Annotated in this window: 14 protein-coding genes; 5 read left to right on the top strand and 9 right to left on the bottom strand. The window is 37.1% G+C overall.

The annotated features are described in order from the left end of the window. Positions 1–23 precede the first annotated feature (23 nt). Complete coding sequence (locus C1N55_RS03840; RefSeq protein WP_137727582.1) at positions 24–1,214, top strand: pyridoxal phosphate-dependent aminotransferase; 1,191 nt, start codon at positions 24–26, stop codon at positions 1,212–1,214. 106 nt (positions 1,215–1,320) lie between these two features. Here the strand turns inward: C1N55_RS03840 and C1N55_RS03835 are convergent, their stop codons facing one another. The 5 genes from C1N55_RS03835 to C1N55_RS03815 form a co-directional block, all read right to left on the bottom strand. Beyond that, on the bottom strand, positions 1,321–2,175 hold the full coding sequence (locus tag C1N55_RS03835; RefSeq protein ID WP_137727581.1) for a MetQ/NlpA family ABC transporter substrate-binding protein: 855 nt from the start codon (positions 2,173–2,175) through the stop codon (positions 1,321–1,323). Between the two features lie 11 nt (positions 2,176–2,186). Next, positions 2,187–2,855, bottom strand: coding sequence for a methionine ABC transporter permease (locus tag C1N55_RS03830; protein WP_137727580.1), 669 nt, complete (start codon positions 2,853–2,855; stop codon positions 2,187–2,189). After that, entirely contained in the window at positions 2,848–3,858 is a 1,011-nt protein-coding gene (locus C1N55_RS03825) for a methionine ABC transporter ATP-binding protein (protein WP_137727579.1), read from the bottom strand. The genes C1N55_RS03830 and C1N55_RS03825 overlap by 8 nt, the downstream gene beginning before the upstream one ends. A 237-nt stretch (positions 3,859–4,095) precedes the next feature. Then, positions 4,096–5,157 (bottom strand): nucleotide kinase, encoded by a 1,062-nt coding sequence (locus C1N55_RS03820; RefSeq protein WP_240758378.1) that lies wholly within the window; start codon positions 5,155–5,157, stop codon positions 4,096–4,098. 164 nt (positions 5,158–5,321) lie between these two features. Beyond that, on the bottom strand, positions 5,322–6,512 hold the full coding sequence (locus C1N55_RS03815) for a glycine C-acetyltransferase (protein ID WP_137727578.1): 1,191 nt from the start codon (positions 6,510–6,512) through the stop codon (positions 5,322–5,324). 203 nt (positions 6,513–6,715) lie between these two features. On the opposite strand from C1N55_RS03815, the gene C1N55_RS03810 reads away from it, so the two are divergent. Both C1N55_RS03810 and C1N55_RS03805 read left to right on the top strand, forming a co-directional pair. After that, complete coding sequence (locus C1N55_RS03810; RefSeq protein WP_137727577.1) at positions 6,716–6,922, top strand: helix-turn-helix transcriptional regulator; 207 nt, start codon at positions 6,716–6,718, stop codon at positions 6,920–6,922. After that, the gene (locus C1N55_RS03805; RefSeq protein WP_137727576.1) at positions 6,919–7,380 is read left to right on the top strand and encodes a hypothetical protein; all 462 of its coding nucleotides are present in this window, start codon (positions 6,919–6,921) and stop codon (positions 7,378–7,380) included. Before C1N55_RS03810 ends, C1N55_RS03805 begins: the two co-directional genes overlap by 4 nt. Positions 7,381–7,423: 43 nt before the next feature. Here the strand turns inward: C1N55_RS03805 and C1N55_RS03800 are convergent, their stop codons facing one another. The 3 genes from C1N55_RS03800 to C1N55_RS03790 all read right to left on the bottom strand — a co-directional run bounded on the left by C1N55_RS03800 (position 7,424) and on the right by C1N55_RS03790 (position 9,383). Then, positions 7,424–8,092, bottom strand: coding sequence for a YczE/YyaS/YitT family protein (locus C1N55_RS03800; protein ID WP_240758377.1), 669 nt, complete (start codon positions 8,090–8,092; stop codon positions 7,424–7,426). Between the two features lie 91 nt (positions 8,093–8,183). Further along, positions 8,184–8,669, bottom strand: coding sequence for a Cys-tRNA(Pro) deacylase (gene ybaK, locus C1N55_RS03795; RefSeq protein WP_137727575.1), 486 nt, complete (start codon positions 8,667–8,669; stop codon positions 8,184–8,186). A gap of 219 nt (positions 8,670–8,888) precedes the next feature. Next, positions 8,889–9,383 carry a DinB family protein gene (locus tag C1N55_RS03790; RefSeq protein ID WP_137727574.1) on the bottom strand — a complete coding sequence of 165 codons (495 nt, stop codon included), beginning with the start codon at positions 9,381–9,383 and terminating at the stop codon, positions 8,889–8,891. 148 nt (positions 9,384–9,531) lie between these two features. Between C1N55_RS03790 and C1N55_RS03785 the strand changes: the two genes are divergently transcribed. Next, positions 9,532–10,290 (top strand): IclR family transcriptional regulator, encoded by a 759-nt coding sequence (locus C1N55_RS03785; protein ID WP_240758376.1) that lies wholly within the window; start codon positions 9,532–9,534, stop codon positions 10,288–10,290. An 87-nt stretch (positions 10,291–10,377) separates the two neighbouring features. Here C1N55_RS03785 and C1N55_RS03780 read toward each other — a convergent pair whose 3' ends face one another. Continuing rightward, positions 10,378–11,577: an FAD-dependent monooxygenase gene (locus tag C1N55_RS03780; protein WP_137727573.1), complete on the bottom strand. Its 1,200-nt coding sequence runs from the start codon at positions 11,575–11,577 to the stop codon at positions 10,378–10,380. Between the two features lie 251 nt (positions 11,578–11,828). On the opposite strand from C1N55_RS03780, the gene C1N55_RS03775 reads away from it, so the two are divergent. After that, entirely contained in the window at positions 11,829–12,587 is a 759-nt protein-coding gene (locus C1N55_RS03775; RefSeq protein ID WP_137727572.1) for an IclR family transcriptional regulator, read from the top strand. Positions 12,588–12,778: the final 191 nt, after the last annotated feature.

Genomic DNA, 12,778 nt, shown 5'->3' with positions numbered 1-12,778 from the left:
TTTAGTGAAAAAGAGGTAAAAACATGAAATTATCAAATAAACTTCAAAAACTTCCTACCCAATTCTTTGCTGCTCTCGTTCAAAAGGTAAATGCAGCAATCGCTGATGGGCGAGATGTGATTAACCTAGGACAGGGAAACCCTGATCGCCCCACACCTCCACATATCATAAGAGCCATGCAGGATGCTGCTACCAATCCACAAACACATAAATACTCACCATTTCGCGGTATTCAGGAACTAAAAGAAGCTGCTGCCGATTTCTATAAACGTGAGTATAATGTGGACATTGATCCAAATACCGAAGTGGCGATTATGGGAGGATCGAAAATTGGTTTGGTGGAGCTGCCAATGGCGATTTTGAATCCAGGGGATACGATGCTTCTTCCTGACCCAGGATATCCCGATTATTTATCTGGTATAGTGCTTGGAGATGTGCACTTCGATGTGATGCCGTTACTTGAAGAAAATAAATTTTTGCCAGATTATGAAGAATTATCGGATGAAGTCAAAAGCAGCGCGAAGCTTATGTATCTAAACTATCCGAACAATCCAACAGGAGGCACAGCTACATTAGAGTTTTTCGAAGACACAGTGCAATTTGCAAAGGAACATGACATAGCAGTGGTACATGATTTTGCATATGGTGCATTGGGGTTTGACGGGAATCGACCGGTCAGCTTCCTTCAGGCTGAAGGGGCCAAAGAAGTCGGTGTAGAGCTTTATACTTTATCGAAAACATATAATATGGCGGGCTGGCGTATCGGATTTGCTGTTGGAAATGCCGAGATTATAGAAGCCATTAATTTAATTCAGGATCATCTTTTCTGCAGTGTCTTTCCGGCTATTCAACATGCAGCAGTCGCGGCTTTGAACGGCGACCAAGACTGTGTGGAGGAACAACGATCTATTTATGAAAAGAGACGCAATGTATTAATAGAAGAAGCTCATCGCATCGGCTGGGATGTCAAAGCTCCGAGCGGCTCATTCTTTGCCTGGTTAAAGGTACCTGAGGGCTATACAAGCGAGCAATTTGCAGATTTATTGCTAGATGAAGCAAATGTCGCTGTTGCTGCAGGAAACGGCTTTGGGGAGTATGGCGAAGGCTACATCCGAGTGGGCTTATTAGTAAGTGAAGAACGCTTAATAGAAGCTATTGATCGCATTGAAAAATTGGGCTTATTTAAAGGTGAAGCTGCCTCAATAACTAAATAAATTAGACGAAAGGGTCCTTAGTGCATCACTGCTTGCATTAAGGACTCTTTTGTAAAACCTCTCCACCCTAATTGAAAAAGCCTCCACAAATGTGGAAGCTTTTTTATTATCGATTTGCCATCCATTCAGGCTTACTAAACCCTTGGAATTCTGTATCGATGACTTCTTCATATTCAGCTGATTCAACGATTTCAATTAGGTCTTTTGCAAGTTGGCTATCTTTATTTTCTGCTTTTACCGCTACAACGTTACGATAATTTTCATTCATATCTTCTAGGAAAGCGGCATCCATTAAGTTTAAGCCCGCAGCTAAAGCAAAGTTACCAGGTACTGCTACAAGATCGGCGTTTTCAATTTGACGTGGTAAAGAGCCAGCTTCTACTGGTTGGAAAACCAAGTTTTTGTTGTTTGTTACGACATCTTTTTCTGAAGCAGTCAATTCATCTGCCTCAGGGTCAATTTCAATTAACCCTTGTCCTTGTAAAGTTAAAAGCGATCGTGCTGCATTTGATGGGTCATTGGCAATGGCTACTGTTGCACCGTCTTCAATCTCTTCAACAGATGCAAATTTTTCTGAGAAGAAGCCCATTGGAGCTGTTGGTACCGTAATTAAAGCTTCTAAATCCATGTTATTTTGTTCTTCAAAAGTTTCTAAATAAATTGTATGCTGGAACAAGTTTGCATCAATGTCGCCGTTATCCAATGCATTATTTGGTTGTACGTAATCACTAAATTCAACTAATTCTACTGTGTAGCCTTTTTCCTCTAATTGTGGAATGATTGCTTTTTTAAGCATGTCGCTGTATGGACCAGCAGTTGCCCCTAATTTAATTTCTTTACTTTCTTCTGTTGCGCCATCACTTTCGTTTGATGAATTTGTTGCCTTTTCATCATTTCCAGAACATGCTGCTAAAACAACAGCTAATGCCAGTGTAAGGAATGCTACTAAATACTTCTTCATTTTTTTCTCTCCTATCGTTTGTCTAGTGATTTCGCAAACTGTTCGCCAATTAATTGGATCAATTGTACGAAGATAATTAAGATGACAACAGTCGAAATCATAATTGTATTATCATAACGGTAATAGCCAAAGCGAATTGCTAGATCCCCAATACCGCCCCCGCCAATTGTACCTGCCATGGCAGAGTATGCGACCAAACTAATAACCGTTAGAGTAATCCCTCGAATAATTGTTGATTTTGCCTCTGGTAGTAACACATCTTTGATAATCATCCAAGGTGTAGCACCAACGGCAATTGTTGCCTCAATGACACCCTTATCAATATCTCTCAGTGATGACTCTACTAATCTTGCAAAATAAGGTATCGCAGCAACTGAAAGTGAGACACTTGCCGCAACTGGACCGATTGTTGTCCCCACCAATATTTTAGTTAACGGGAATAATGCAACGAGTAAAATAATAAATGGGATTGAACGAACCAAATTCACAGCAAATCCAAAAATATTTTTCACAAATCGATTTTCCCAAAATAGGCCTTTATCTGTTACAAATAGCATTACGCCTAGTGGTAGACCGATAACAATTGAGATGGATAAAGCAATTCCAATCATAACAACTGTTTCTTTAAACGCCTTCCAAATATCAGGCAGCATGGTTATGAAATACGGAAAATCAAACATGTTTAACCACCTCCACTAGCGCCCCACGTTGTTCCATATAATTTTTCGCTTCATTTACAGCCGTTTTTTCACCTTGTAACTCCATGATGAAAATACCAAGTGGACGTTCTTGGATATATTCAATTGTGCCATGCAAAAAATTACCTTTTACATCAAACTGCTGGATTGTATCCGAAATAACGCCTTCTCCAGCTACGTCACCTTTAAATAACAGTTTAAGTACTTGTCCTTTTACATCCTTTAAGATTTCAGCAGGAATCTCAAAAGATACAACACTATTAATAAATTCGTGGGTTAACGGCTTAATGGGTTGTGCGAAGATATCATATACGGCTCCTTCTTCAATCACTTTCCCATCTTGCATAATCGCCATTCGATTACATATTTCTTTAACAACATTCATTTCATGTGTAATCAAAACAATTGTAATACCAAGCTTTTCATTAATTTGTTTTAATAACTTTAAAATCGATAGCGTTGTCTTTGGATCCAGTGCAGAGGTTGCCTCGTCACATAGCAAAATTGATGGATTGTTTGCAAGGGCACGTGCAATCCCGACCCGTTGTTTTTGCCCCCCACTAAGTTGGGCCGGAAACACATCTTTCTTATCCGATAAACCCACCATTTCAAGTAACTCTTTGACACGTTTATTAATTTCATTTTTGGGCGTTTTTGCTGCACGTAGAGCAAAGGCGATATTTTCTCCAACTGTCTTTTGGCTAATTAAATAGAAATGTTGAAAAATCATTCCAATTTTTAATCGTGCAGTTCGTAGAGCACCACTCGGAAGTTGGGTTAAATCAACTCCATCGACAAGCACTTTTCCGCTAGTCGGTCTTTCCAGTAAATTGACACAGCGAAGCAACGAACTTTTCCCCGCGCCAGAATAGCCAACTATTCCAAAGATGTCACCTTTATTAATTTTTAAGGAGACATTATCCACGCCGACGACTTGTTTGTTTTTAGATTCATAAATTTTTGTAATATTTCGAAACTCCAGCATATACTTCTCCTAACTATCGATAATAAAAAAGATAATTCCAACTAAATATGTATGATTAATCAGACTACACACAATAATCGTAATTGTCAATATTAAAAGTATATTCAAATAAAAATGCTACTCATTCGACTGAATGAATAGCATTTTTAGCACTGTATGATTGAATTGTATTTACTCTCATCAGACTACTAGTGAAAAACTTAACTTACTTATTTATAAGTTGCCATTTAGGAAGGTTTATATTTCCAAAATCAGCTCAGCCATTTTTTCTTCGAGCTGCTCAAGAAGAATAGCATCGTCAAATAGCTGGCGTACCACTTTTTCTGTTTCTGCATACTTCTTCGCATACATAATTGCCTCGTTCATCGTTGAGCGATAATTTGTTACAATTTCTTTTATGTTAGCTTCCTCGACTTCAGTGGGATGGCAAAGTCTGGCGATATCAAAAATTTCATCCCCTAATTTTTCTGGGAAATATTGATGGGGCTCGGTACTATCAAAGATACAAAGCTTTAATTCCGGTAAAATCACCATATCTACGGAATTTGAATCAAGCCCACACCATACCATTTGAGCATCAAACCCTCGTTCTAGTGCAGCATCTACTAACTTTTTCATCATTGAAGATTTCCCAGTGCCTGGATATCCTTTGATAAATAGGCGTTTATCAAGATTTTGCGTGATGCTTTGAACGGTATCGCGTGCACCCTCAGGAGTTAACGTACCAAGTAATCGATGTTGTTTTTGTCCACTTTTTTCAAGCTTCTTATCACCAAATACCTTCACCATTAGCTCTTCTGTTTGAGTGTCTAACCCCTTCCAATCCATATATCGACGAGTTTCTACTTCCCAATCGTCATGAATTTTTAGTGCGTTGGAAAGTGCTTGAAAACATTTCGTATAATAATCATCTTTCTTGTTAAATAAATTCAAGAAATCTTGATGCCTTTCAATCATCTTCTGCTTATCTACACAGTCATGTAAGGAAATCTCTTGAACATGTGATCCAACTGAATCAAATAAAAGGTTTGTTGATTCTAAGAAAAGAATATTGTACGGCTCTTTCACAAAAATTGCTTCAATCGAATTTTCAAAGAATGGATCATGGAAATATTCGACGTCCACACCCTTGCTGCTATAAAAGGTACCGATATTTTTCAAAGATTCAGCCAACTTAAAGCCATATGCTCCATTTAGTAAATACACGTTTTTCGCTTCGTTCATGATTTCATTATAAACATGCTTTATCCCTTGCCCCGTTAACGCATGCCCGAAAAAATGAGTTATTGTTGCACTCAAATGACGCCATCCTCCCATAGCTTTGTTAACATATCTTTATGTCAACAGCCTAAAAAATGTGCCTCACTATTAAATTCAGAATTGTTCTTAAATTGTATGTGTACCTGGTACACATACAAAAAACTCCGAACGCAAAATGAATTTGCATTCGGAGTGAGCGTTCTTTATTGAATTACACCTAATTCGCGGCCTACTTTTTCATAGATTGCCAAAGCGTCATCCAGCATTTCTTTTGTGTGGGCTGCAGTTGGCATGTTGCGGACACGCCCTGTTCCTTTTGGTACTGTTGGGAAAACGATTGCTTTTGCGTAAACTCCTTCTTCTACAAGGCGTTTTGAGAAAGTTTGCGTTAACTTTTCATCTCCAATAATGCATGGAGTAATCGGAGTTTCTGACGCACCGATGTTAAATCCAAGCTTTTTCAAGCCTGCTTTTAGATAATCGCCATTTTCCCATAGTTGATCGTGTAATTCTGTTGAATCGATAATCATTTGAATTGCACGAGTAATTGCAGCAACATCTCCCGGTGTCACGGCAGTTGAGAATAGGAATGGACGAGAACGAACCTTTAACCAGTCGATTAAATTTTTCTTCCCTGCTACATAGCCACCCACTACACCAATCGCTTTAGACAATGTGCCGATTTGGAAGTCGATTTCTTTTTCTAGCCCGAAATGCTTCACTGTTCCTTTTCCCTTGCCCGTAACACCTGAACCATGGGCATCGTCTACATAAGTGATTAAGTCAAATTCTTTTGCGATTTCCACGATTTCAGGTAACTTCGCAATGTCTCCATCCATTGAGAAAACACCATCTGTAATGACCATTACTTTATTGTATAAGCCAGACTCAGTAGCTTCCTTCGCTTTTGCACGCAGGTCTTCCATATCTGAGTGATTATAAGCGATTATTTTCGCTTTTGATAAACGGCAGCCATCAATAATTGATGCATGATTTAATTGATCCGAAAGAATCGCATCATTTTTATCCATTACAGCAGAAATGGCAGCCATGTTACAGTTAAAGCCGGATTGATAAGAAATCGCCGCCTCTGTTCCTTTAAATTCCGCCAACTTTTCTTCCAATTTTACATGCAGATCCATCGTTCCGTTAATTGTACGTACTGCTCCAGCACCCACACCATATTTATCAATTGCATCTTTTGCTATTTGTTTTAGTTCTTCGTTAGTTGCTAAGCCTAAATAGTTATTTGAAGATAAATTGATTAATTGCTTCCCGTTAACTTGAATGATTGGACCATTAGCCCCTTCAACTGCATCAATTTCATTGTATAGCCCTTGATCACGTAAGACTTCTAAATTTTCGTTTAGGAATGTATCTAAAGTTTTAGACATGGATTCATCTCCCTTTGCATCATAGTTAGTTAAATTTTAGCATAATCATGAGATTTTTCGATATGCGAGAATTATCAGATAATTATTCGATTAAAAATTTATAGAAATCATTGACAAAATGTTAAGTAAACATTACATTGAAAGTATCATATGTTAAGTAAACATAACTTTTTGTTTGGTATGTTTAACAGGGAGGCTATATATTGCTAAAAAATCGTGTTAAGGAGCTGCGCGCAAGAAACAACTTCACTCAAAGTGATTTAGGAAAGCTAGTAGGCGTTACAAGGCAAACGATTGCCTTTATTGAAAAAGGTGAATTCTCCCCTTCAATTACTCTTGCACTGAAGCTTTCAAAGGAATTAAAGGAACCACTTGAACAAATATTTTGGCTTGAGGAGGATGAAAGATGAACATTCGGATGATTTATCCCATTTTCAATATTTTGAGCTGTATCATTCTATTATTCATGGGCTGGGGCTTTACACGCAGCAACGCTACAATTACCGAAAATTTTATTGAATATACAATCCACCCAGTAGGCATAATCAGTTGGTTCGTTTTAGTGGCATTCATATTTACTGTTGTTTTCTTCGTAAAAAGACACAATAAAAAGAACCCGGATAAGAAAATAAATGCCTTTTCTATAAAACCACCAGAATATAATGAAGACGATGAAATGTATCAATATGTCACAATGAGCGCTACAAAAAAAGTGTATACCTTCTTAACATGGGCATTACCAATAATACTTGCCCTGTTATTGCTGCCACTTCCCTTCAGTAAATTCAGCATTTTCTTCATCATTGTAATTGTCATCATTATCCAAAATTTTATTTTCTTCTTTGAAATGAAGAAATTTAAAGAGTGATTGATCACTTTGAAACGATCCAATATAAAAAATCTCGCAAAAGCTAAATTTCTTTTGCGAGATGATCTATATCTTTATCTGAAAGGACATCTTTTCGACCTTCACTATCTATTTTAACTTTAAGCATTCTTTCGAAAAATGGTAATGAAATTTGCACGATATAGCCGGTGAATAGAGCAATAATAATTGTTCCAACACCAATTGGCCCCCCAAGTGACCAACCAATTATGGCGATCATGGCTTCCATAGCTAAACGAGCATTGCCTATAGAACATCCGAACTTTTTAGCAAAAAGAATCATTAGCGTATCGCGAGGACCCGCTCCAAGCTTAGGTGAAATATATAAGGCACAACCGACACCTAAGACAATAACGCCCATTACAAAATAAAAGACGTCGAAAATTACCCCTGACGAATTCGGTAATAGCCAGTTGTAGAAATCGATGAACATCCCACACAGGAACATATTAAACAAAGTGGCAAGCCTAGGCCATTCTTTTAATAAAAGAGATGTTGATCCTACAATAACTACCCCCGTAATAACAGACCATGAACCGACTGTTAAACCGATATTCTTAAATAATGCAATATGAAGAACATCCCAGGGCCCTACCCCAAGTGCCTTCCCCTTTATAATCATGGAAACGCCTAAAGACATCACAGCTAATCCGCCAAAGAAGAATAACCATTTCCATTTTAACTCTCTTCTCAATTCTAAAGCCTTCTTTCTAAAAATTGCATTGGCTTATTTTATGTTCACCTTAAAACAAATCTACCAAAGTTAATCGAATAAACCTTTACTATCATACAGTCAACTTTGCGAATTTACCAGAGGTTACGTGAATTAAATCATTTGGATTTAGTTGGATTTGCATCCCGATTTTTCCCGCACTAACAATAATGTAATCCAAGTCAGCAGCCGTTTCTTCAATAAAAGTTGGAAAAAGCTTTTTCATGCCAATAGGAGAACAGCCACCCCGAATGTAACCAGTTGTCGATAATAAGTCTTTAACATGCAGCATTTCGATTTTCTTTTCACCTGCTACCTTAGCACAAGCTTTTAAATTTAGTTCTTCCGCTACAGGAATAACAAAAACAAAGAATTTACCCGTACCAGCTGTTGCTACTAATGTTTTAAATACATGATGGACCGGATACCCCACCTTATTTGCTACCGTCACTCCGTCAACATGAGATTCTTCGATGCTATATTCTATTAAGTTATAGTTAATTTTTTGTTGTTCCACTAAACGAACGGCATTTGTTTTCGTACCTTTTTGTTTTGCCATTATTCACATTGCCCCTAAACTTAGATAGATTTTTTATCCAATATACCATAAAGAGCTCTGTATATTGGAATAGTTGCTAATCAAGAACAGGAATAGAATTCACTAGCATAGTTCAGTTTCTTGATGCTTCTAATACTTTTACGCGCATACCACACAAATCTAAAAAAAAAAACGCCCACCCAAGGCATTAAATGCTCTTAGGTAGACGTATGATACTATTTATTGAACTTTTTCTAGATGACGAACGAGCTGATCATAATGCCCGGCAACATGCTGAACAATTAAATGGTCGACTAAGAAGGATAAAGGTTTGCCATCAAAATTAGGATTATAGCTTGGTGCTGTTTTTGCTAAATCCTCTTCTTGCACTTTCCCTAAAACTTCTTCAACTCTTGGCACTAGATTTTGTAATTCTTTAATTGCATTCTCTTTTTTAAGCTTTGATACAACCGTTTCATTTACTGCAGCTAAGCGACGAACATGTTCATGATTTCGACCCCACTTTGCACCTGGAACAATCAGTAATGCTTCCAAGTCTACTAACCAAAAGTCTACAGCCTCAAGAACGTGGGAAACGATTTGCATACCTGACCATTCTTCCTTAGAAGGCTTCCTATAAAGTACGGAATCCTCGGTATCCTCAAGTACCTTTATCATATCCAAAATACTTGTCTTAAACACTTCTACTTTTTCGTTTAAAATTGCTGTTGCCATAAAAAAACCTCCTCCAATTCTTAATATAGTGAATTTGCTTCACTTTTCCGATAATCTATAATAGTATATTTTAGTATATAATTAATAATTCTAAAAATACAACTCTAGAATATCTCTCCTATTATTGAAACTAGAAAGGATATAGAAAATGGAAATGAACAAAGCTTCAACCATCGGGTCCCTCGTTCACGGTGTCAATATTATTGATGTTGTTGCTCAAAATGACAACCCTTTAAAATTTACCGAGATTCAAGAGCTCACTGGAATATCAAAAAGTAATCTCTATAAATATTTAAATACATTAACACAACTAGATCTTCTTTATAGAGATGCTAAACAAGGTCACTATTCATTAGGATACAAATTTCTTGAGTACGGAAATGCTGCGATGAAAAATAACGACATTACAAGTAAACTATCGTCTTACTTTAAGGAAATTAGTAATGTTACTAATATGACATCCTCGTTATCTGTTTGGTTGAATGATACGCCAGTTATAACGAATATTTGGAATACCAATTATGGCTTAAATATTGGAGCCCAAATTGGTACGAAACTCCCTCTTCTTTCTGCTGCCGGGAAAGTCCACGCTGCTTATGCAAAACGCGAAGAAGTGTTTAACTGGATTGATCAAGAACAAACGAAGAATTCGGCCTTCCCAGTAGAAGAATTTCAGAAAGAGTTACTGGAAATTCGCGAAACTCACGTTGCCTTTGCAAAAGAGCCGCTGACAAGGCATGTATCTTCCTTAAGCTTGCCAATTTTAGATTATAAAAATGACTTAGTTGCTGCATGTACAATTATCGGCTTCACAGAGCAAGTTCCAAATGACAAATCCTCGGAAATCGTTCAACAAGTCATAGAGATTAATAAAGAAATGTCCCGTGCTTTTGGATATAAGGGATAGGATTAAAAATGCGTTAGAGTTTTCATGCTCTAACGCTTTTTTCAGCTACTGACGACAATCTAAAAGTACAAGATCACCGCATAAACGTCACTTAGCTTTAATTAATTTTTCAGCTTTGTATTTGTTGAAGATACCATATAAGAAATCTACGCGATGGAAATCTTTTGGCTGATGTTTTTCAAAAATTGCATCTCGCAGCATTATTAGAAGATGATCTTCCGCATGAATGATTTCTCCCCAGTTACGTGCACTTGTTTGAACCATTGCAGAGCGTGGTATACGTATTTCTTGGTATTTTTTGAATGCCTCTTCATAAGATTCATTTTCTTTTAATTGCTCACCAAGAATATAAGAATCCTCTAACGCTTGAACAGCTCCTTGTGCGAGGTATTGTAGCATTGGGTGTGCAGCATCACCCATTAGAGTAACGTTCCCCTCTGACCAGTTATTGATTGGTAATCGGTCGAACATCGGCCAACGGAATTGGCGATTAATGTATGAAAGTGCATTTTGGACTTTTGGATGTGCACCTTCGAAACGTTTCGCCATTTCATCTGGATTACCCCAATCTTCCTTTGTTGCATCATAGGATTTAAACACAACTACTTGGTTATATAGTTCGCCACGGCGAACAGGATATTGTACCATGTGAAGATTTGGTCCAATCCACATAATCACATCATCTAAATCTAAATCCTCTGATACTTCCTTAATCGGGATTGTGCCACGGTAAGCTACGTATGTAGAATTGATTGGCTCATCATCTGCAAAGTTGCTACGGATCTTGGATTTTAACCCATCTGCCCCAATAACCGCTTCAGCTGTGAACTTTTCACCATTTTGATTGGTAATTGTCACCGTTCCATCGCTTTGCTCTGTACTTTGGATGACCTGGTTGTTAAAGAATAGAATGTTTTCTAATTTTTTGCATGCTTCAAACAGAACGCGATGTAAATCTGAACGATGTAAAACTACATAAGGCTGGCCGAATTCCTTTTGAAAATCTTCCCCTAAATCTAATGTTGCAACCTCTTTTGCCGTAAAGACATCTTTCAATACTAAACGCTTTGGTTGTACTGCAACTTTTAAAATTTCGTCTTTAACCCCAAGATAGTCTAATACCTCTAGTGCGTTTGGAGCTAATTGAATCCCCGCACCAACTTCACCAAATTCAGGTGCTTGCTCAAAAACAGAAATTGATTTACCAGTATTTTTATAGATTGATAAAGCAGTGGCTAAACCGCCGATTCCTCCACCCACAATGATGATATCGCTTACATTTTGCATATTCTTTTCCCCCTCTTCCATTCTAATTCCACAAATAGAGAACCGTGTTCTCATTAATAGAAATTTATAACACTTTTCATCATTACGTCAATACAAAAATTTTAAAAAATTTAGAAATTTCGGTTAAGGTTTAATTTTGTTATAATAGCGAACTAACGTAGGAAACGTGATTTTGAAATGAGAGCTTATTTGGTTATTGATTATTGGAGATAAAGAGAATCAATTGATTAGGCATTTTTAGGAGGATTATCATGACAACAAAAAATAAGGTATCTGTAATTCAATCTTTACAAGTTGGACTCAACATTTTAGACGTTTTAGCTGAACATAAAGAGCCTTTAAAATTTACGGACATTCAAAATAGTACTTCCATGACCAAGAGTAATTTATATAAATACCTCTCAACACTATGTGAATTCGGAGTGGTTCATCGGAATCCAGTAACGAATACCTACTCATTAGGTCAAAAATTAATCCAGCTGGGAAATGTCGCTCTAGGTCAATCATCCATTATCGAGCTTGTCATTCCTTACTTAAAAAAAATTAATGACAACACAAAATTGACCGCCCTACTTGCCATCCCATCTGTAAACGGACCACTCATTACGTATATTTCAAGTGCTGATTACGGCATCAATATAGGGGCACAAATTGGTACAACATTACCCCTTTCCTCTTCAACCGGAATTATTTATTCTGCTTTTTTAAACTCACAAGTAAAGGAATGGGTGGAAAATGAAGTATCAAATCTCAATAATGATGAGCTTCAAATGTATGAAACTGAAAAAGAAAATGCTAAAAAATCATTTTTTGCCACTAAAATCGAACCATTAGTCGAACATGTTTCGAGCTTCAGTGTTCCCATTTTAAATTTTAATAAAGAACTGATAGGTGCGATTACCGTTGTTGGCTATACAGAAATTGTCCCAAAAACAGCAGATCATTCAATAGGTCAACTCGTACTAGATATTTCAAGGCAAGTTTCAGAGTACTATGGCTATCCAAATTAACTACCCCTTATAAAAATCTTGATTTCTAAACAGACGAGCTATATTAACTATAAAAGTAGATTTTCAGATAGGTTCCTGAGTACATTTCGAGTTATCTGAAAATAAATAACATTGACATTTTTTCGGGAAGATATTAATCTTTTTATAAATAGTGAACTTTGTTCATCATCCGAGAATATATTATTAGGGGG

The sequence above is a fragment of the Lysinibacillus sp. SGAir0095 genome, assembly GCF_005491425.1.
GTDB lineage: Bacteria > Bacillota > Bacilli > Bacillales_A > Planococcaceae > Ureibacillus.
This window is presented reverse-complemented; position numbering and strand designations above follow the sequence as displayed.